At 57.8% G+C, this 19,194-nt stretch carries 19 protein-coding genes; 9 read left to right on the top strand and 10 right to left on the bottom strand.

The features are described 5' to 3' along the window. Nucleotides 1–27: 27 nt before the first annotated feature. The 5 genes from AC13D2_RS07060 to AC13D2_RS07080 all read right to left on the bottom strand — a co-directional run bounded on the left by AC13D2_RS07060 (nt 28) and on the right by AC13D2_RS07080 (nt 5,232). The gene (locus AC13D2_RS07060) at nt 28–630 is read right to left on the bottom strand and encodes a DUF2931 family protein (RefSeq protein WP_482938386.1); all 603 of its coding nucleotides are present in this window, start codon (nt 628–630) and stop codon (nt 28–30) included. Beyond that, nucleotides 627–2,681: a phospholipase effector Tle1 domain-containing protein gene (locus AC13D2_RS07065; protein WP_482938387.1), complete on the bottom strand. Its 2,055-nt coding sequence runs from the start codon at nt 2,679–2,681 to the stop codon at nt 627–629. Before AC13D2_RS07065 ends, AC13D2_RS07060 begins: the two co-directional genes overlap by 4 nt. 91 nt (nt 2,682–2,772) lie before the next feature. Next, nucleotides 2,773–3,447: an ATP-binding cassette domain-containing protein gene (locus tag AC13D2_RS07070; protein ID WP_300497198.1), complete on the bottom strand. Its 675-nt coding sequence runs from the start codon at nt 3,445–3,447 to the stop codon at nt 2,773–2,775. Further along, nucleotides 3,440–4,216 carry an ABC transporter permease gene (locus AC13D2_RS07075; RefSeq protein ID WP_482938388.1) on the bottom strand — a complete coding sequence of 259 codons (777 nt, stop codon included), beginning with the start codon at nt 4,214–4,216 and terminating at the stop codon, nt 3,440–3,442. Before AC13D2_RS07075 ends, AC13D2_RS07070 begins: the two co-directional genes overlap by 8 nt. After that, the gene (locus tag AC13D2_RS07080; RefSeq protein ID WP_482938389.1) at nt 4,213–5,232 is read right to left on the bottom strand and encodes an ABC transporter substrate-binding protein; all 1,020 of its coding nucleotides are present in this window, start codon (nt 5,230–5,232) and stop codon (nt 4,213–4,215) included. Before AC13D2_RS07080 ends, AC13D2_RS07075 begins: the two co-directional genes overlap by 4 nt. A 266-nt stretch (nt 5,233–5,498) precedes the next feature. On the opposite strand from AC13D2_RS07080, the gene AC13D2_RS07085 reads away from it, so the two are divergent. Continuing rightward, nucleotides 5,499–6,176, top strand: a complete 678-nt coding sequence (locus AC13D2_RS07085; protein WP_040474417.1) for a response regulator transcription factor — start codon at nt 5,499–5,501, stop codon at nt 6,174–6,176. Nucleotides 6,177–6,180: 4 nt separating this feature from the next. On the opposite strand, the gene AC13D2_RS07090 is transcribed toward AC13D2_RS07085, so the two are convergent. From AC13D2_RS07090 to AC13D2_RS07105, 4 genes are all read right to left on the bottom strand, one after another. Beyond that, nucleotides 6,181–8,442, bottom strand: coding sequence for a hybrid sensor histidine kinase/response regulator (locus AC13D2_RS07090; protein ID WP_286810471.1), 2,262 nt, complete (start codon nt 8,440–8,442; stop codon nt 6,181–6,183). Then, nucleotides 8,420–9,589, bottom strand: a complete 1,170-nt coding sequence (nosP, locus tag AC13D2_RS07095) for a nitric oxide-sensing protein NosP (RefSeq protein ID WP_421911403.1) — start codon at nt 9,587–9,589, stop codon at nt 8,420–8,422. The genes AC13D2_RS07090 and nosP overlap by 23 nt, the downstream gene beginning before the upstream one ends. Before the next feature lie 243 nt (nt 9,590–9,832). Continuing rightward, on the bottom strand, nt 9,833–10,936 hold the full coding sequence (locus AC13D2_RS07100) for a porin (protein ID WP_292048722.1): 1,104 nt from the start codon (nt 10,934–10,936) through the stop codon (nt 9,833–9,835). A gap of 182 nt (nt 10,937–11,118) precedes the next feature. Further along, nucleotides 11,119–12,513, bottom strand: coding sequence for a WS/DGAT domain-containing protein (locus AC13D2_RS07105; protein WP_292048723.1), 1,395 nt, complete (start codon nt 12,511–12,513; stop codon nt 11,119–11,121). A 342-nt stretch (nt 12,514–12,855) separates the two neighbouring features. Here AC13D2_RS07105 and AC13D2_RS07110 point away from each other — a divergent pair, with 342 nt between their 5' ends. Further along, complete coding sequence (locus tag AC13D2_RS07110; protein ID WP_292048724.1) at nt 12,856–13,779, top strand: alpha/beta hydrolase; 924 nt, start codon at nt 12,856–12,858, stop codon at nt 13,777–13,779. A gap of 73 nt (nt 13,780–13,852) precedes the next feature. Next, complete coding sequence (locus AC13D2_RS07115) at nt 13,853–14,602, top strand: DUF8198 family protein (RefSeq protein WP_292048725.1); 750 nt, start codon at nt 13,853–13,855, stop codon at nt 14,600–14,602. 14 nt (nt 14,603–14,616) lie between these two features. Here AC13D2_RS07115 and AC13D2_RS07120 read toward each other — a convergent pair whose 3' ends face one another. Continuing rightward, nucleotides 14,617–14,895, bottom strand: a complete 279-nt coding sequence (locus tag AC13D2_RS07120) for a polyhydroxyalkanoic acid system family protein (protein ID WP_007153181.1) — start codon at nt 14,893–14,895, stop codon at nt 14,617–14,619. A gap of 114 nt (nt 14,896–15,009) precedes the next feature. Between AC13D2_RS07120 and ubiE the strand changes: the two genes are divergently transcribed. The 6 genes from ubiE (at nt 15,010) to tatA (ending at nt 19,184) form a co-directional block, all read left to right on the top strand. Further along, nucleotides 15,010–15,801, top strand: a complete 792-nt coding sequence (gene ubiE / locus AC13D2_RS07125) for a bifunctional demethylmenaquinone methyltransferase/2-methoxy-6-polyprenyl-1,4-benzoquinol methylase UbiE (protein ID WP_292048726.1) — start codon at nt 15,010–15,012, stop codon at nt 15,799–15,801. Next, nucleotides 15,801–16,439, top strand: coding sequence for a ubiquinone biosynthesis accessory factor UbiJ (locus tag AC13D2_RS07130; RefSeq protein WP_292048727.1), 639 nt, complete (start codon nt 15,801–15,803; stop codon nt 16,437–16,439). Before ubiE ends, AC13D2_RS07130 begins: the two co-directional genes overlap by 1 nt. Beyond that, entirely contained in the window at nt 16,436–18,085 is a 1,650-nt protein-coding gene (ubiB, locus tag AC13D2_RS07135) for a ubiquinone biosynthesis regulatory protein kinase UbiB (protein WP_292048729.1), read from the top strand. The genes AC13D2_RS07130 and ubiB overlap by 4 nt, the downstream gene beginning before the upstream one ends. Nucleotides 18,086–18,099: 14 nt before the next feature. Continuing rightward, nucleotides 18,100–18,537, top strand: a complete 438-nt coding sequence (hisI, locus tag AC13D2_RS07140) for a phosphoribosyl-AMP cyclohydrolase (protein ID WP_300497178.1) — start codon at nt 18,100–18,102, stop codon at nt 18,535–18,537. Further along, nucleotides 18,530–18,859, top strand: coding sequence for a phosphoribosyl-ATP diphosphatase (locus tag AC13D2_RS07145; RefSeq protein ID WP_007153186.1), 330 nt, complete (start codon nt 18,530–18,532; stop codon nt 18,857–18,859). Before hisI ends, AC13D2_RS07145 begins: the two co-directional genes overlap by 8 nt. A gap of 88 nt (nt 18,860–18,947) precedes the next feature. After that, on the top strand, nt 18,948–19,184 hold the full coding sequence (gene tatA / locus AC13D2_RS07150; RefSeq protein WP_292048732.1) for a twin-arginine translocase TatA/TatE family subunit: 237 nt from the start codon (nt 18,948–18,950) through the stop codon (nt 19,182–19,184). Nucleotides 19,185–19,194: the final 10 nt, after the last annotated feature.

A 19,194-nucleotide genomic window follows, 5' to 3' on the forward strand; every position in this document is an offset into this window, starting at 1 on the left:
ATGGCACTCGGCAGGCAGGATACCCGCTTACCAACCTTCCGTTGGTATGCCGTGTTCTTCGAGGTAGTCGCCGTGCCGTTTTAGATAGCCCTTCGTGCGCTCCGTGAAGTCGGAAGGGTCACCCGGCCCCTCTGAGGCCTGCATGCGCATTACCTCGATCTCGTTACCGATCTGGTTCATGATCCAAACTACAACCGTGCCTCCGGGAGCCAGACCGATAACCATGGAATGCCTTGGGCCAGAGCGCTCGTCAATTTGAGTCTTGTAAGAGGCAGGCTCCATCATGCGTTCCTGAAGTGCCCCAGACACCTCAATCAGCTTGACGTAGTATTTCTGCTCAGCAAAGGAAAACCAATGCAACAAGATAAGCTCAGGGAAAGGATCAACTCTGGCCCCTTTACCAGATGGACCCCGTGCGCCCTGCCAACAGCAACCAACTGAGCCAATTGGCTGGCGCCAACTACGCTCGCCGGTCTTTTCCAAGAACATCTCCTCCACCCACACTTCATAATGCTTTGGCGCGGCTACTCTGACGCTCCAGGGAACGCCCTCCTTAACAGGTGCTACACAGCCACTGAACAGGAGGGCAAGAAAGGTTATACCTATGACTAAAACCTTGCTAATCATCATTTACTTTTCATCTGTGGATGTATAAGACGTTCACGGGACAGTGATGGAGCATGAGGGTATATGCCCTCAAATTTCGATGGCACCCCCGCTATCAATGTCTCGATACTGTTAAAGTGTGCTGAATAATGAATATAACGTTGGAGCAGCAGTTCTTGCTGTTCTTTGTCGAGGGAAGGTGAATCCACTCCCCGGCTAACTTGCTCGAGAACTTGTTGCAGGATAGGCTCCAGCTCTGCCGGCACCGCTACAGCTTCCTCGGTAGGATCAATTTCGTCTAGCGGCACTGCTTGCTCCACAGCCAGATGGTGCATCAATCTCAAGGGTATGCGCGAATACTCCCCCCGAATCTGTCGCAGCATTCTCAGCCCCAGTTCCACACGGCCGTCTGGTGCCGGATGATCATGATGACGGGTGACAATATCCAGGCCGGCGCCCCCACCCGAACCATGACTTTTCGCCGGACTTTCTTGCTGTAAAGACAGACTATAGGGACCGACCCAACCTTCGGCGACCATTTCCCGACGCAGGGCCTCAAGATTGTCCCACTGCGAGGTCTTCTCTGGCCAGCCTATCCGGTCTTGGGGCACCTTCAGCATTGGGCTGAGTAACACTTCTTCTCTCAGCCTGGCGCCATAACCGCCGCCAATATCAGAGTGGACACCCGGAAGCGTGACCTCTTTGAAGTTCCCAGGGAGGCTTCCACTGCTATCCCTAAGACTGTTCAAGGCAAAGTTCTTACGATGCTCATTGGCAGCGGTCAGGTGAACTGCTTGCCCCACTTTGACAGGATCTAGATAGAGTTTAACCGGGTAATTGCGATCGTTGTGAGGCAGCAGGTCACCGGCTAACGGGTTAATGATCGCTGCCACGGAGTCGAACACCCCGACAAACCGGATCTGGACATGCTCTGGCCAAAGAATGCCGTTGTCTTCCAAAACCTTCGCCAGTCGGCCAGCTTTTCCTAAATTGATCTCGTGGGCGGCATGGCGAGCCGCCGCCGCACCTCGGCTGAAGCCAAACAAGTCCAGGGTTAACTGATCGATAACATCGCCCTGCAAGGTTTCCCTTAACCGCAATGCCAGTTGTGAAAAAGCCTCGTTTACCTGCTGGATAACGCCTGTCTCTCCCATACCTGTGGCCGCCCCATAAAGTACATCACTGTCACCTGTCTTCGTGCCGGCCCCAGGCGAATAAACGGTGCGTCGGTAGGTAATGACTCCCTCAGACTCAAGCTCATCTTCTGGATACAAATCCCACAGCTTCGCCACATTGGTAACCGCATTGCCATAACTTCCACCCATCAACAGCGCCAATCGCCACTCACACTCCTCCCGACTTATCTCATCGTTTTCATAGGGAATCAGACAATCCCGCTCCAGTTGCTCAGCAAACGACCGTGCATTGGCAGCGTTGTTCATGGTGCCATCGGTGAATATCCCGACTTCCAGGTGTACTTTCGGGGAATCGGCCTTGGCGTTCCCGGCCGCTTTTGCCGGCGAAACATTCAGCGGTGCGACCGACGCAGCGGCTCCCAGTGGCAGGCTCAGGCGATGATCCTCCGCCCCGCCTTGCGCCTCGCGCTCTGATCGCCGCCACTGACGATAATTCGCCGAGAACAACCCTACACCGAGCCCACCGATGCCTTGGGGATGATACTGGCGCAGCTGTTCAGGGGTGATATCGCAGGCGTTCAGCTCTGCGACGCCTTTTGTGATAGCGTAAGGTGCGCTCGTTCCACTGCCGCTTAAGTGCCAGAGCCCTCCAACTGGCAGGCTGTCGTCTGGCCGCCAGATCACTACGGGGGAAAGGGGCCTGCCAGACCCGGTGTAGACCAGCAGCAGTCTGCTATCGCCGACTGCACGGCGGACGGTCTCGGCCAGGTCATGGCCGCCACGGGCGAGGGGCCCGAATGCCGACTCCATGCGTGCGCGGACACTGCCATCGTTCTGGATGAGGCGCCCGGCCATACTGGCGGCGATAAAGGGGGATTCAATACGGGGAAGGTGGTAGGCCTTCAGGTCCCACATCGGGACCAGGTCCATAAAGCCCATCGTCAGCACTCCTTGTTGACGGTAAGAAACAAGCAGGCCATGTTAGCCGATGTGTTATGAAGGCCACAATTCAGATGTCACGTTTCGGCCATTACACCAGGCCCACGCCCTCGACATCTCGCAACTTTTCCAGAAGATCATTGATCAGGCACGGCTCACCAACCGCATCATCCCACTGCAGCTGCGCCGGTTTGCCATCCAGGTACCATAGACGGTTCGCCAGGATCTCGGCATCGCCTCCATCATGGGTCACGCAAATCAGGGCCATGCTGGCATTTGCGTCCATGATGCCAGCAATCAGTGTTTTCAGTTCACCTGCCATTACCGGATCAAGCGACGCGAAGGGTTCATCAAGCAACAACAAATCCGGTTTCACCGCCAGACAACGTGCGAGGGCTGCCCGCCGCGCCATGCCAAGTGAGAGCTGATCCGGTAGGTAGTGCCCGTATCCGGCAAGGCCAACCTGGCCCAGGACGTTTTCAGCTTCCGCATCACTTGCTCCCACAAGCTGGAGATTGGCGTTCAGGGTCCGCCAGGGCAGCAATCGGTGTTCCTGAAACAGGTAACCAATTCGCAATGTGTCACGGCCTATAATCGCACCCGCCGGGATCGCCTTGTCGAGCCCGGCGATGGCGTTCAACAGCGTGGTTTTGCCAATGCCGGACGGCCCCAGCAGGCAGATGCGATCGCCCCGCTCTATGGTGGCGGAAACCTCGCCCAATACGGGTTTGCCAAAACTTCGGCCGGCGATTCGTAGCTCAAGCATGGGCGGCCTCCGGCTGACGCCAGCGGCTGGAGCGGCGTTCAAGGGGCTGCAGAATGGTAAGCTCGATGATTTGCACAACGGCAATAAAGGCCAGACTGTAGGCAAGGATGGCTGCCACATCAAACACCTGAAAAGCCATGTGCAACTGGAAGCCGACACCACTGGAGCGACCCAGCAGCTCGACCACGAGGACGATTTTCCAGATCAACGCCAGTCCACCACGCGTGGCTGCCATTAGATAGGGAAACAGTTGTGGTACCCAGACCTCACGGAACCGTTGCCAGCGGGTGAACTCGTAGACGATGGCCATTTCCTCAAGCCGGTGGTCCAGGCTGCGGGCACCTTCCCGGACTGTCACTGCCACATTGGGAACCTTATTGATCACCACTGCCATCACGGCTGCCGTTTCCACCAGTCCAAACCAGACATACATCAGGATGATGGTCACCAACGCAGGCAGGTTGAGAAACAGGACCAGCAGCGGATCGAACAAGGCATTGGTTGTTTGGGAACGCCCCATAACGATGCCGATCCCGGTACCAAGCAGCATGGCCAGTGCAAAGGCCACCACCACGCGGCCCAGGGTGGCGCCCAGATGGTGCCAGAGCGCTCCGGAGCCGGATTCCTGCACCAGGGTTTCAAGAACGTTCAGGGGCGTCGGCAGCAAGGGTGATTTGATCCACCAGGCCAACACCGCCCAAAGCAGGACGAAAGACGGCAACACCACCCAATAGCTCCAGGCCGGAGGACTGCCGGAAAACGCGCTCACGGCTGGCTCCGGTAGAACAGGTTGGCAGGCATACGATGGTCCGGGCTGGCACCGGTGAGCGCTAGCAGGCGATGCAGGTCAGCAACGCGCTGGTCCGTTAGCGGTAAGGGGGTGCCTGCCACAAATCCTTCCCGAAGCGACTGGAACACTCCGTCCTCCGGGTTTCCCATCAGTGGTCGCAGTCGCTGCCAGGGTCTTTCGCTATCCGAAAGCTCACTCTTGGCCTGCTGCAACGAGGCGGCAAAACGATCCATCAACGCGCGATGGTCTTCCGCCCAATCAGCCGGGAAAACATACCCCAGAACCGGCAAGTTCCGATCCAGGTTAACGGCGGCCAGAAGGTCCGACATTCTGAACGCCGAACGCCAGCCGCCCTCTCCTCTCAGGCGTGCGGCGAAATGCCAGTAGGTAATGATGACATCCACCTGCTCCCGCCTCAAAGCCTGGCTCAGCAGCGGCGGGGCAGCGAATTGCACCTTGGCGGAACCCGCAAGATCAATACCCTGCTGCTCGGCTACCTTCTGAAGCAGTATCCAGCCTTTGCTGTCCGGCCCGCCGGCAACGCCGACACGCTTGCCGGCCAGGTCGGCCAAGGCACCTATATCAGAGTCGTCAGCCACCACGATATCGCCAATCTGGGACGAGAAGGGTACGTACAGGTAGGGCACCCCGTCCTCAAAACGCGCCTGAGCCCAAAGCAGATCGGCCACAGCCCCGTTTACGGACCCACTGGCTACCGCCAGACGAGACGCTGGCAGATTGGCCACCAGAGTGAGATCCAACTGGTAGCCGTTCTTTCGGTCCAGCCCCCGGTGGAGTATATGGTCCAGTTCCCAATGCGCCGTGCCGAACTGCAACACACTGACGGACAACGTCGGTATAGCGGTTTTGTCGTTGGCGTGGGCCCCGCTCGATAACATCAAACCGAGCAACAGTGCGGCGCCAGCCAACCACATCGGTCGGGGATTGGCAGAGAAACGTGCAAGGTTGGGCGTTATCAGGGTTTGTTGGCTCATGCCTCCACGATACGAAGCTCGCCAGCCATCAAGAATAGTACTTTGGTGCCTGTTTTTTGGTGCGATGGTCGCATTCAACCCAGGGCGAGGATCGCGTGTAATGCAATCATCACAATAATAAACAGAGGATTGAATCCCACTTGGGAGATCCCCTGTCCCAGGAGGCCGCCATGCTGAATGAGCCCGATGCCACACTCTCTCCCGAAAAGCGCTATGATGTCTCGGAAACCGTCCCTGATAACGAAAACAAGCCAGTGGAACCAGTGATGGAGCCAACCTACAAGATATTGATTGCAGACGACCACCCGCTGTTTCGCGAGGCCATCAGCAGCGTAATATCGACCGGTTTTGACGGTAGTAAGATCATTGAAACCGCTGATCTGGACAGCGCCCTGGACATTACCCGCGAAAACGATGACCTGGACCTGATCCTGTTGGATCTGAACATGCCGGGGATGCACGGCCTGAACGGCCTGATCACATTGCGGAACGAAGCACCGACCATTCCTGTGGTAATCGTGTCAGCAGAGGAAGATAAACAGGTGGTCCTGCAAGCCATTACCTATGGCGCCTGTGGTTTCATTACCAAGTCATCACCCCGCGCCCAGATGACCGATGCCATCCAGCAGATCCTCAACGGCAATGTCTACCTGCCTTCCGACATTATCCGTACCGGCAAGGAAAGCACCCATCGCCGCAGTCGTCATGAGGACAACCCTATTTCCCCAGAGCTGTTGAACTCCCTGACCCGCCGCCAGTTGCTGGTGCTGGAGCGCATGTCCAAAGGGGAATCCAATAAGCAGATTGCGTACAACCTGAACATTGCAGAGACCACGGTAAAAGCTCACGTCTCGGCGATTCTTCGTAAGCTGGGGGTTCACAACCGGGTGCAGGCGATTCTGTCGGCCAGCGATGTGGATTTCAGTCAGTATCTGAAACGGTAGGAGATCACCCTCTCAAAAGGTGATTCAGCGCACTGCGCAACTTCAACGGCTTCACAGGCTTGTTCATCAAAACGTGCCCCAACTCACGGATGTGCTGCTTCAACTCGTTGGTGTAATTGGCGGTAATCATGACCACCGGCGCCGGGCAATGGCGACGACCGTTGATCTCGGCCACCACATCTACCCCGTTTTCGTCGTTGTCCAGGTGATAATCCGCCAGGATAAGGTCCACGGGGCTCTTGGCCGGGTCCAGCTGTCGCTCAAGATCTTCCAGAGACACCGCTGAAACCACCTGGCAGTCCCAGCCTTCCAGCAACGTCTGCATGCCCTGGCAGATGGCGTGGTCGTTGTCGATCACCCAGATTCTGGCGCCGCCCAGGCCGCCGTGGTTTGACACCACCCGGTCATCATCCGCTGCCGGCCGTTTGGGCAACAACCGCCCGAACGGCACTTTTACGCTGAAGACCGAGCCTTTCCCTTCTATCGAGGATACTGTCACTTCGTGGCCCAGCATGCGGGAAATCTTGTCGACGATCGCCAATCCCAGCCCAAGCCCCTTGTCCGGCTGAGAGCCAGCGGGGCGAATGCGTTTGAATTCCTGGAAAATCTCGGTCAGCTTGTCTGCCGGAATGCCGGGGCCGGTGTCCCATACTTGCAGCAATACATGGTCCCGATGCCGGCGGCACCCCAGAAGAATGCGTCCGTTACCGGTATAGCGAATGGCATTGGTGAGGAAGTTGCGCAGAATCCGCGCCAGCAGCTGGGAATCGGACTCCACGATTGCCGACGATGGCACGAAGTCGAGCGTCAGCCCCTCCGCCATCGCCATCTGGCGAAATTCGCGAGCGATGTTGTTCAGCAAGTCCCGCAGGTCAAAGGCCATGATGTCCGGCTTGATCACACCGGCATCCAGTTTGGAGATGTCCACCAGGGTGCCCAGAAGGTTTTCCACATCATCCAGGGAGGTGCTCACCGAGCGCACGAGCCCCTCGGCTTTGGGCCCGAAAGAGTGCTCCAGTAGAGCACTGGTGAACAGGCGGGCAGCATTCAGTGGCTGCAGCAAATCATGGCTGACGGCCGCCAGAAATTTGGTTTTGGACAGATTGGCGCGCTCGGCGTCCATCTTGGCGTCACGCAGTCGGGCTTCCACCGCCGCCCGCTCACTGATTTCCTGTCGCAACTGACTGTTGAGGCCGGTAAGAGCTGCCGTACGTTCTTTCACCCGCCGTTCCAGATTATCGTACGCCTGCTCCAGTGCCAACGCGGTCTTGCGGCGGTCGGTAATGTCCCGGATCAGCACAAAAAACCCGATGACCTGCCCTTGCTCATCTACGTTGGGCACGTAGGCGCGGAGCATGTAGCGGGTCTCTCCGGTGTCGTTGGTTTCCTCGAATTCGAAGTTAACGCTGTTACCCCTGAGCACGGCCTGCATATGAGGCATTAGCCGTTGGTAAAGCTCAGGTTGGTGAATATTCTCCAGGTGTTTACCGAGTGGAGACTCGCCATTGCGGCCATACCAGGCTTCATAAACCTTGTTGCAAAACTGCACGGTCATGTCCGCACCCACGTAGGCGATCAGTGCGGGCACATGGTCCGTCACCACGCGGATCCAGCGCTCACTCTCTTCAAGCGCCTTGATTCGGCGAGCCATTTCACTGTTCTTGACGTCGGTGATGTCAGAATAAAGAACAACCAGCCCGCCCTCACGGGTATTCCTTTCCGTCATCTGTACCCAACGGCCATTCGACAGCAGGAACACCGCCCCTTCGGAGGACTCATTTACATGCTCCTCGACCACCAGCCCGGAATTGATCGCCATAGCTTTTACATCTGCGATTGATGTGCCAGGAGGAGGAACGTCCAGATGGGCATAGGTCCAGTAACTGCGGAACCGGCTGTTGCACTGGATAAGACGGTGCTGATGATCAAACAGCACAAATCCGTCAGCAATGCTTTCGATGGCGTCCGCCAGGCGCTGGCGTGTGGTTTCAGCCTCCTCGCGGGCCCGGTTCAAGGCCTTATTGCTGTGCTTGAGTTCGTCCATGGTCTGGTTGAGCGCCTCCGTGCGCTCCCGTACCTGTTCCGCCAGTACCACAGAGTGTTCAAACGCCGCATAGGGTTCGGGTTTGTGGGCCGAGCCGGATTCCACTCGAACAATCAGTGCGTCCCGTATTTTTCGGAGGCGTTCGTTCTCTGCCTCCAGCTCGGCAATCCGCTGATCCCTGCGGTCGTCGGGATCAGACTCAGCTATGACCGTAACCGGCATCGGGCTGACCAATCACCACCCCCGTAAACGTCTGATTGATATGCATGCCATCGAACTGTTCACCGTAGGTGTTGAATCCGATCACTTTATGGTGGCGCAGGAAGTCCGACACTTCGTCCACCACACCGGTAAATTCCGCCTCCAGGCGACGAAGAAAGCAGTCGCAGCCTATGGTGACCAGCGGCGGCCCCACGACCCGCTCGGACGCTTCAATTTGTGTGCGTACACTGTCAAGAAGCGAGCCGGGCTCCATGGCGGTCATCACGATGCCAGTCTCCACCGCGCAGTAGAACGTCAGACTCCCGTCGGCGTTCACCCGCTGCACAGAGCGCACGAAATAATGCCCCCCGATCCTCACCCCCATCGGTCTGAGCGCGAACACCTTACGGTCGAGTTCGTCCACCGCCACGCCCACTGCACGGGCGTATGCTTCCGCTGCCGGTTCCGCGTTCAACTCATACACTGTCCGGCTCTTCGCGTCCGCATGAGTAACCACCAGTTTTTCTTCGCGGGCTTGCATGTGGTGCGTGGAAAACACCCGGAAGTCCAACGGCGTATTGACCAGCATCACGGTGGCAGCCCCGGTATGGAAGCGGCCCTCAAAAAACACGTGAGTATTGGCCAGGCGCTCGTCGTCGCCCGCGGACCCGCCAAACTGTGGGATAGTGCCGAGCGCGGCATTCAGTGTCGCCAGCACCAGCTCTTCCCGACTAGACAGTCCATCCAGCAGGGTTATGGCAAAGGTGTTGCCCTTGACCGATGCCAGGCTAGCATCACGGCAGGTGGACAGCAGGCCATCAATGACCCCCTGAGCGTCATGAAGGGTAAAATGCTCAAGCTCACTGATAAGGGCGCATTCAATGGAAAAATACCGTCGGTCAAAACCAATGGCGGTGATACAACCCCGGCCGTAACCTTCCGGTGTTATCTCCCCCGCAGACGTACAACCACTGACCCGCACGCCGTCAAAGACGTGTTCAAGCGCAATGCCCAGACGGCCAAGATCGTATTCAGCGGAACAGAAAAACAGGACACAACCCAGGTGTTCATGATTGAGCTCGCTGGCAAGATTGGTGGCGGCCAGCATCGGGTCACGAACATGGGAGCTGGCTACCCGAACAGCTGGCAGCGTGGTAACGGGTTTCATGGATACGCGCTCCGAAACCGAGTGGCTTTCACTCGATTCTACGGAATCCGCAAACGGAGCCAATGCGACTTCAGTGCTTTTAATTGGCGCGCCAAAGTGATCGTAAGCCATTGATTAAAAACCCTCCTGAATCAATGCCTGCTGGCGCTGCCGGTTTGCGGTAAAGCAAACCGGCACTTTAGTCTTAGGGGCAAGGCCCAAGCACCAGGAATCCTTGCCGGTGCCGGGGCACTCTTCAAACACTCAGAACGTGATCACAGCACCCAGCGCCAGGGTGTCGAATTCTGCTGCATCCGCGCCGGTGGACTTCGTGGTCTGCTCGAACATGTTGTATTCGGCAACCAGCTTGAAGTTGCTGTTTACATCATGGAAGACCGCGACCGAGGTGTTCTCGGTTTCAAAATTTCCCTGGTCAGAGTCCGTTTCACCGTAGGACAGCACCAAACGATTGGCGCCAAGGGTATAAGACCCCTGAAGCAGGTAGCCGTCGGCGTCCTCTTCCGAAGCCAGGGCCGCATCCGTCAGCAATACCGGAACGTCGCCCTCGGAGGTGAAGCCAGAAGCCGTCAGCGACAGCCCTGCAACAGAGGCTTTAAGGCCGTAACCAAGGCCCTGGCTATCCACTTCCGTGGTTGCGTTCTCAGAGCTCTGATGGCGACCATTTACCCAGCCTGTCAACGCCAGGCCATTCAGGTCCGCACTGTAGGTAACCTCTGCTTCAAAACGCGGCGCGGACTGTTCTGACTCCGCACCCGGTGTGGTGTTGGCAGGTTCAAAAATACCAGCGGCCACCTTCAAACCGCCCATATCCGGGGTCCGATAGGTAATCTGGGCAGAGGGATTGGGGTAAGGATAGCCCGTGCGTATGTTGCCAAACGAGACGCCAGTTGACGCACCCGGAGAACCGAAACCCATCAGGATTTCGTCCAGGAAGATGTTGGAGCGGGCGTACAAACCAAAATCCTTACCAATCAGAACCTGACCGAAAGATCCGTCTACCGTGGCGTACAGTTGACGCACATCGATGGCGGTATCCGTCGGTGACTGAAGGCTGTCGTTGATGGTGGACCAGAACGAAGACCGGCCACCCAGGGTCAGGTCGCCCATCTCCTTGCTGAAGTTGAAACCGATCGTGTTGGGCAGGAACCCCATTTTAACGTCGGAATTGCGGGTGTCGTTCAGCTTGTCGTCACGATTGACATAGAAGGCGTTGAAATAGCCATCCACGGAAAAGCTGGTTCCGTCTTCGTTGTACACTTCGATGGCCGCGTTTGCGCCGGCGCTGACCGACATCGCACCAGCCATTGCAATCGCCAGCCCTGACTTTCGGAAATTGTTGTTGTTCATAAACTCCCCCGGTTTTTATTGGATCTGGGTGTTGAGCAGCGGGTGGTTACCCGTGTCTCAGGCGCATTCTTTCGCCTGAATTCAATGGTCGGTGAAGCAGCGGGGGTGGAAAATGCGCCAAGGGGGCAGGTTTTCTGATCTTTTAGGAGGCTATAAAAACAGGACTTTGGAACTACGACCCGTCAGAGAGGGAAGCATTCCAACTCTTGCAGGCAGTCATCCAGGAAGGACTCGGGATCGGCCATGACAGCCTCATCGGCCACCACACCAAATTGGACCTGGCCGGCGTAACTGACAATGCTGACGCCGAGCCCGATATCCCCGGCCTGGGGTACCCAGAACATTTGTTCCAGAATGCGGCAACCGGCCAGGTAGCGTTGTTCCCGGGTACCGGGGACATTGGACACCACCGCACTGGCTTTGCGGTAGAACAGGTCGGCTACCGGCTGACGCCAGGCTTCGGGAATCAGCGACGCGCTGCCGGTCAACGCCCAGGACAGGCCAGGCTGCCAACTTTTCTTGAGTTTTCGGGTTTCATGCTTGATGCGGAACAGCCGCTCCAGGGCGCTTTCACCATCCACCGGTAACGGCACGAATACGGTTCCGAAATAATTGCCCAGAGTACCAGGTTCCGGCTTTACCCCTTCCGGTAGACGGTTGCGGATATCCACTGGAACCGCCGCGTGAAGCACTGCCTCATCCATGTCGGTATCGTCCGCAACAAGCCGGTTGCGGACTGCAGACGCCACACAACTGAGTAGCACATCGTTGATGGTAACGCCGGTATGCGTTGCAATCCGTCGAAAGCGTTCAAGTTCGACGGGTTGCGACCAGCGGCACTGGCGACGACCCAGCAGTGACCGCTTGAGTGAGGAATCCGTGTCTTCCGGCTCTACCAGGAACTGGCTGAGTTCATTGACCAGCTTGAGGCTTTTCCAGGTTGCCCGTTCCAGGGCATTGCGGCTGGCGGTGCCGCCGTTGCGGGGTATGTCGCCACCCGGACCAACCTCTTCCCGCGGCCACTCACTGGCCGTCAGCTCACGCAACCAGGCGTTGGCGGCTCTTCCCCAGCGCCCGGTATCCGCCTGTTCCGAGGCACCGTAAAGCACCGGTGCCTGTTGCGGTGACGGCGGGCACAAGCGGTCGAATATGCCCTGCAGAGAGAGCCCGTCAGCGTAGCAGTGGTGCATACGCAGAAGGAGCGCTGCGCCGCCTTCGGCATCGGGAAGCAGCCAGAATTTCCAGAGTGGACGGTACGTGGGCAACGGTTGGTTCAACCTTGCTGATACCCAGTCCTGCAAGGCCTGCCGATCCAGTTGGCCGCCGACCACCTCCAGGTGATGATGGAGCGAAAATACCGGATCTTCTTCCCACCACCAGCCAGGGGCGCGGCGAACCGGTATATAGCGGAAACGCTCCCAGGCGAGCCAGTAAATACGCAGGAATTCCAGCAACCGAGCTTCCGTGAGCCCTTCCACCCGCAACATGACGGTGATGGTCATCGGGTTGTCGGGCCGCTCAAGAGCCAACCAGGCCGAGTCCACAGGCAACAGCAGATGCGATTCCTTTTGACTCAAACCTGTCTGTCCCCGGATAAATGCTGCAAGAAATGAAAAGTTGACGCCGCATTGTGCCAGACAAGCACTGAAGGCTCCATAAGGCTGCCAACGTCACGGAGTTACAAAAAGTTACACGGAAGTAACCTTCCCCCCCTATACTCGGGATAAAGCTTGATGAAATGGTTATTAGGCACTGCACGTGCCTTTACGCACTGTTCGCCAAACGTCTATTGGCCCTGACTGAGCGTAAAAACAGTAATCAGTGCCAATACCTGCGGTGGCAGAAGTCGGTACAACTGAATGTACCAGCGCCCATAAAGACCCAAAAAGGCAGGCATCAGGTGCTGAAGGAGAGCAGTCATGAAAGCGAGCCATGTACGAAAACTGATAAAACCGATCGATAGCGCCTACTCGGAGATGTTCTCAGGGCGAGTCTACCGCGTCGGCACTGGCGCTGTTTCGGTCCGTAATCACAGCGGCAAGGCCGAACAGACCGTGATTGGCGTCCACGGTTTTCTGGAAAATCACTGCTACTTCACCCAGGCCTACGAAGCACCGACAACCGAACTGATCCTGCTGACCTGCAGCAACTATCATATTCCCGTAAACGGCGTGACGCCCGAAGCACCGGATTGGGAAGTGCCGATCAAACACCTCGACGGCACGATCGAGTACGACGCCTGCATACTCAATCAGGCGCTGGCGAATCTGCCGAATACCGACAACATTCGCGTGCACGGCCATTCCCGTGGCGGAGCTGTCATTCTTGAAGCCATCAATCAATGGCCGGAACTGTATGAAAATGTGGAATTGGTGCTGGAAGCCCCCGTGCTGCCCCAGGGGCGCCTTTCTGCACTGGTGACTGCGGTACTCGAACCGGTGAGCCACGGCATGTGGCCCTGGCTGATTCGCCTGATAAACAGCGCGCCCTCCTCCGCCTATGGCCAAACCTTCTTCGGCAAGATGAACCCACGCAAGAAGCAGCTGCTGGGTAAACTGTTTTCCGCCACCAAGGACCACCTGACCATTGTTCGCAACATAGAGAACCTGATGGCCTGGATGGAGAGGACAGACACCAGTGTATACAGCAAGGTTCGTTACGGCACCTTCCTGATACCGGCTGTGGACAGAATACTGGATCGACAGGCCATGCTGGCCAGTGCACGCCAAAGCCCAACCACCATGCGGATTGTCGAAACCGAGGCACCCAGCCACTTTATCACCCTCGACAGCAAGGAATGGGTGCCGGGATTTGAGAGTCTGCCGGCAACGGCCCAGGGTTAGCACAGCTGCACTCAAGCTCCGGCTCCGCTAAACTGGCGCGCTTCTATTGCAGGTCCAGTGGAGCCACACCCCCATGTATCGCGAGCGCCTAGTCGCTACCCCAACCCATTCCGCCAGCGCCCGCCGGTTGCAGCAGCTGCTGCTGGACTACCACGATTTCCGCCAGTACAAAGCCACCCACCCCCTGCTGAAACACACCTTCCGGATAGCGGACTGGCAAGCGGAGCGCCTGAAGGCCACCCACGCGGACCTCTATCGACACCCTGGCTATCACACCGGCCTGGAGTTCCTGCTCACGGACCTCTACGCCCCCGCCGGCATGACCCGACGCGACGACAACATCGACCGCGTATTCCCGAAGATGGTGAAGTGGCTGCCGGACAACCTACTGGACACCTTTGCCGGGCTGGTGGAGTTGAATCTGATCACTCAGCAACTGGACCTCGAGCTGGCCGAACTCTGCCACTTACACGGTTGTTCTTCCCGCGAACTTTCCAGCGACGCCTACTGCGAGATCTTTCGCCGCAGCCAGAAACTGGAACAGCGGGAACGGCAGATTACCCTGGTGGCTGAAGTGGGGCGCCAGCTCGACCGCTATGTGCGTAACCGCTCCCTTGGCTGGCTGCTATCAATGAGCCGGGCACCCGCAGAAATGGCGGACCTCAGCGACCTGCACAGCTTCCTGCACCGGGGCTATTCCGCGTTCCGTAAAATGGACGATGTAGACCTGCTGATTGACCGGCTGGTCACACGGGAGAAACGGGTCATGAAGAACATCCTGGACGGCCACCCGAAACCGTTTGAGCTGCCGAGTGACCTTTAACGACAGAGGGGAACTCAGGCCTTCAGGATCTGGTCAAGCTGGGAGTGGATTTCCTGCTCAATCCGCGATTTGAACGGCCGCAGCATCATGCCCAGTTCGAGATGAACATGGAGATTGCTATCGGTGATTTCCAACTGGCCTTTAACGCCACTGCGTTTGAACTTGAGGTGATCCCCTTCCCACTGATAGTTCACATCGAACTGCTTTGACAGGTCCTCAGCCAGGGTTTCCGCCGCTTGACGGGCGTGTTCTTTGTCGAGGGAATGAGTACGGCGTACATCAATTGTGGACATGAAACGGATATCTCCAGGATTTCGGACGCAATTTATAGTGTAAGGCGGCATTAAACTTGTAGCCACCCCCGCAAGCGTTAGAATACGGGGTTCAGATTCTGACAGGACAGGCCCATGAGCGAGCAACAACCGTCTACCGACCAGCCGCAGGCGGAAGCACCAAAAGACGACGTTACCCATTTTGGCTTTCGCAACGTGCCGAAAAGCCAGAAAGCGGGTCAGGTCGCTGACGTGTTCCATTCCGTGGCCGGCAAGTACGACCTGATGAACGACCTCATGTCCATGGGAATCCACCGCCTCTGGAAGCGTTTCACCATTGAGCTTTCCGGCGTGCGCAAGGGGCACCAGGTGCTGGATATTGCCGGTGGTACCGGCGATCTGACCATGAAGTTCTCCGACCTGGTCGGCCCAACTGGCAAGGTTGTACTGGCCGACATCAATGCGTCCATGCTGCAGGTTGGGCGGGGTCGGCTGATGGACCGTGGCTACGCTGGCAACATCGAATACGTACAGGCGGACGCCGAACACCTGCCGTTCCCGGACAACAGCTTTAACGCTGTGAGCATTGCCTTTGGCCTGCGTAACGTCACCGACAAGGACCAGGCCCTGCGGGATATGACCCGGGTACTGAAACCCGGTGGCAAGGTGATGGTGCTGGAGTTTTCCAAACCGAAGAACCCTCTGCTCAGCAAAGCCTATGACGTGTATTCATTCAACGCGCTGCCGCTGATGGGCCAGTTGATTGCAGGTGACTCCAACAGCTATCAATACCTGGCCGAGTCCATCCGCATGCATCCGGACCAGGATACGCTCAAGGCGATGATGGAAGAGGCCGGCCTGGTGAACTGCAAGTACTACAACATGACCGGCGGCGTGGTCGCCCTGCATGTGGGAATCAAGCCCTGATGTTTCCCGGCCCGACCCTGTTGTCCGCCGCCACCTCTATCATTGAGAGCGCGCTCAACCGGGCATTGGCGCTGGACCCCGCTGGCAGGCGGGCGCTGATGTCAGCGCTCACGGAGCCGGTACAGTTTTCGTTGGACGGGCTCGGCCTCACACTGACGCTGCAACAGGCGGGGAATCTCATTCGGGTTGCCAGCCAGCCGGCGGAAGCCCCTGCTTTGATCCTGTCCGGCCGCCCCATGGCATTTGCCGCCCTGGCCACCGGCGATGACGGAGTTTTCAGCGAAGGCCGCATTCACGTGACTGGCGATACCGCCATGGCGCACCAGTTCCAGCGCGCCATCGACCAACTCAACCCTGACTGGGAAGCCGCCATGGCCGGGTATGTGGGTGATGTGCCTGCGCATTTTATCGGCCAGCGCGTTCGCGGGGCTGTTCGCTGGAGCCGACAGGCGTTTACATCCCTGAACGCCAATGTTGAAGAATACATTCATGAGGAAAGCCGAAGCCTGCCTGGGCGCCGGGAGCTGGAAGCCACGTTTACCGATATCGACCGGCTGAACCTGAAGACTGAACGCCTGGAAGCCAGGATCAAGCGGCTGGAGCATTCCAGAGAACAAAACCAAACGGAGACGCCGTGACGCGCCTGCAACGCCTGTTCCGCATTGCCTGGGTTTTCTGCCGCTACCGGCTGGACACCTTTCTACCACTGGCGGAACTGCCTGTTCCGCTGAAGGTGTTTTTCCTGTTGGCCCCCTGGCACCTGTTCCCGAAACCCAAGCTGGACCGCGGGGACCGCCTGCGCCTTGCGTTTGAAGAGCTGGGGCCGGTATTCGTCAAATTCGGTCAGATCCTGTCGACGCGCCGGGACCTGCTTCCCGACGACATGGCGCTTTCTCTCAAGCACCTGCAGGACCGGGTGCCGCCTTTTCCTGGCGATGCCGCCCAGAGCATTATTGAAAAATCCCTCGGTGCACCGGTCTCGGAACTGTTTGCAGAGTTTTCCCGCGAACCCATGGCTTCTGCGTCGGTCGCCCAGGTGCATGCCGCTACTCTCCTTGACGGCCGGGAAGTGGTGGTCAAGGTCATCCGCCCCGGCATTGAACGGGTCATCCGCCAGGATCTGGCATTGATGTATATGATGGCCGGCCTGCTTGAACGCTATTGGTCGGAAGGCCGGAGGCTGCACCCGGTGGAAGTAGTGGCAGACTACGACTCCACCATTCATGACGAACTCGACCAGCAACGCGAAGCCGCCAACGCCAGCCAGCTGCGCCGTAATTTCGAGAACTCATCGCTGATTTATATCCCCTCCATCGACTGGGATTACACCCGCAAGTCGGTACTGGTGATGGAGCGCATCCACGGCATTCCTATTGCCGATGTTCCGGCGCTTCGTGAAGCCGGCGTGAATCTGAAAGTACTGGCGGAAAAAGGGGTGGAAATCTTCTTCACCCAGGTTTTCCGCGACAGTTTCTTCCACGCCGACATGCACCCGGGCAATATTTTTGTGGATGTCAGCAACCCCGCCGACCCGAAATACATTGCTATCGATTTCGGCATCGTTGGCACCCTTGCACCGGATGATCAAAGCTACCTTGCCCGCAATTTGCTGGCGTTTTTCCGCCGCGATTACCGCCAGGTCGCCGAGCTGCATATCCAGTCCGGCTGGGTGCCACCGGACACCCGGGTCAATGAATTCGAGGCCGCCATACGCACCGTTTGCGAGCCAATTTTCGAGAAACCACTGAAAGACATCTCCTTCGGCCATTTTTTGCTACGGCTGTTCCAGACGGCGCGGCGCTTCAACATGGAGGTGCAACCGCAACTGGTGCTGCTGCAGAAAACCCTGTTGAACGTGGAAGGTCTGGGGCGCCAGCTTTACCCGGATCTGGACCTGTGGAGCACCGCTCAACCCTTCCTGGAAGCCTGGATGCGCAAACGCATCGGCCCGTCCGGCCTGATCAAATCCCTGCAGTCCCATTTGCCTGCCTGGCTGGAGCAATCGCCGGAAATGCCACAACTGGTACACGACGCGCTGGTGCAGTTACGCAACACGGGCTCCAACGACCACCCCAGTCGCGCTACACTGGAGCTTATTCGTGAAAACCGTGCACGGGCCGACCGGCGCTGGCGACGAGGAATGGCCGCAGTCGCCCTGGCTGGTGTGGCCTGGCTGAGCCTCGACCATGACCTTGCCACCCTGGCACAGACCATGCCCATTCATGGCTGGGCCTTACTGGCCGCAGCGGCCTGGCTGGTTGTTGGCCGTGAACGAAACAACTGACGGACGTCATCTAAATGCAAGATTCAAACGCTAGAGTCGGGGCGCCTGACTGGTTAAAGGAAATTCGCTGGAATACAGATGGACTGGTACCAGCCATTGCCCAGGATGCCGCTACCGGCGACATTCTGATGATGGCCTGGATGAACGCAGAGTCTCTCAGGCTGACCGCCGAGGAAGGCCAGGCCGTGTATTGGTCCCGGTCCCGCGGAAAATTGTGGCGCAAAGGGGAAACCTCCGGCCACCAGCAGGTGATCTCGGAAATCCGGCTGGACTGCGATGAGGACGTGATTCTTCTGAAGGTCGAGCAGAAAGGCGGTATCGCCTGCCACACCGGGCGACGAAGCTGCTTCTATCGCCGGTTGGAAGGCGGACAATGGACGAGCGTCGACCCGGTTCTGCGGAACCCCGAGGCTATTTACGGCAAAAAACAGGGAGGTAGCAACCATGAGTGACGTTCTCGAGCAACTGGCTCAGGTGCTGGAAGCCCGCAAGGAAGCAGACCCGGAGACATCCTATGTCGCCAGCCTGCATCAGAAAGGGCTCAACAAAATCCTGGAAAAGGTAGGGGAAGAGTGCACTGAGACGTTATTGGCCGCCAAGGACGCGGAGCACTCTGGCGAAACCCGGGACGTGGTTTATGAAACCGCCGACCTCTGGTTTCACAGCATGGTGATGCTGTCCCGGTTAGGTCTTGGCCCCAAGGACGTCATCGACGAACTCGCCAGCCGATTTGATCTGTCTGGCCTTGAAGAGAAAGCCTCCCGGGATCAGTAACCCGGGTAGCCCCCGAAGAGGGTTTCCGGAAGCCCCCCGAAGTGGCGTACAATCAAACGTAACAGAAACTTAAGACGAGGGTCCCGTCATGGGCATCAGTATCTGGCAACTCCTAATCGTACTTGGCATTGTCATCCTGTTATTCGGAACCAAGAAACTCCGCAACATCGGCGGTGATCTGGGCGGTGCCATTCGTGGGTTCAAGAAATCCATGAACGAAGACGACAAGAAGGACGACAGCCCGGGCACCATCGAAGAAGAGTCCGACGCGAAGGCCCATGAAGCCGGCGCCGAAGAGAAGCCACGGGACAAGTCCCACAGCTGAGACGGGCTGA

This window comes from Marinobacter sp. B-12 (assembly GCF_056857915.1).

Excerpts from the sequence above, each read along its gene's own strand:
- AC13D2_RS07110 (WP_292048724.1), top strand. The coding sequence starts at position 12,856 with ATGAAAGCGAGCCATGTACGAAAACTGATAAAACCGATCGATAGCGCC.
- AC13D2_RS07130 (WP_292048727.1), top strand. The coding sequence starts at position 15,801 with ATGTTTCCCGGCCCGACCCTGTTGTCCGCCGCCACCTCTATCATTGAG.
- AC13D2_RS07080 (WP_482938389.1), bottom strand. The coding sequence starts at position 5,232 with ATGAGCCAACAAACCCTGATAACGCCCAACCTTGCACGTTTCTCTGCC.
- AC13D2_RS07115 (WP_292048725.1), top strand. The coding sequence starts at position 13,853 with ATGTATCGCGAGCGCCTAGTCGCTACCCCAACCCATTCCGCCAGCGCC.
- AC13D2_RS07120 (WP_007153181.1), bottom strand. The coding sequence starts at position 14,895 with ATGTCCACAATTGATGTACGCCGTACTCATTCCCTCGACAAAGAACAC.
- AC13D2_RS07100 (WP_292048722.1), bottom strand. The coding sequence starts at position 10,936 with ATGAACAACAACAATTTCCGAAAGTCAGGGCTGGCGATTGCAATGGCT.
- AC13D2_RS07065 (WP_482938387.1), bottom strand. The coding sequence starts at position 2,681 with ATGGGCTTTATGGACCTGGTCCCGATGTGGGACCTGAAGGCCTACCAC.
- AC13D2_RS07060 (WP_482938386.1), bottom strand. The coding sequence starts at position 630 with ATGATGATTAGCAAGGTTTTAGTCATAGGTATAACCTTTCTTGCCCTC.
- AC13D2_RS07145 (WP_007153186.1), top strand. The coding sequence starts at position 18,530 with ATGAGTGACGTTCTCGAGCAACTGGCTCAGGTGCTGGAAGCCCGCAAG.
- tatA (WP_292048732.1), top strand. The coding sequence starts at position 18,948 with ATGGGCATCAGTATCTGGCAACTCCTAATCGTACTTGGCATTGTCATC.
- nosP (WP_421911403.1), bottom strand. The coding sequence starts at position 9,589 with ATGAAACCCGTTACCACGCTGCCAGCTGTTCGGGTAGCCAGCTCCCAT.
- AC13D2_RS07085 (WP_040474417.1), top strand. The coding sequence starts at position 5,499 with ATGGAGCCAACCTACAAGATATTGATTGCAGACGACCACCCGCTGTTT.
- AC13D2_RS07070 (WP_300497198.1), bottom strand. The coding sequence starts at position 3,447 with ATGCTTGAGCTACGAATCGCCGGCCGAAGTTTTGGCAAACCCGTATTG.
- ubiE (WP_292048726.1), top strand. The coding sequence starts at position 15,010 with ATGAGCGAGCAACAACCGTCTACCGACCAGCCGCAGGCGGAAGCACCA.
- AC13D2_RS07090 (WP_286810471.1), bottom strand. The coding sequence starts at position 8,442 with ATGCCGGTTACGGTCATAGCTGAGTCTGATCCCGACGACCGCAGGGAT.
- hisI (WP_300497178.1), top strand. The coding sequence starts at position 18,100 with ATGCAAGATTCAAACGCTAGAGTCGGGGCGCCTGACTGGTTAAAGGAA.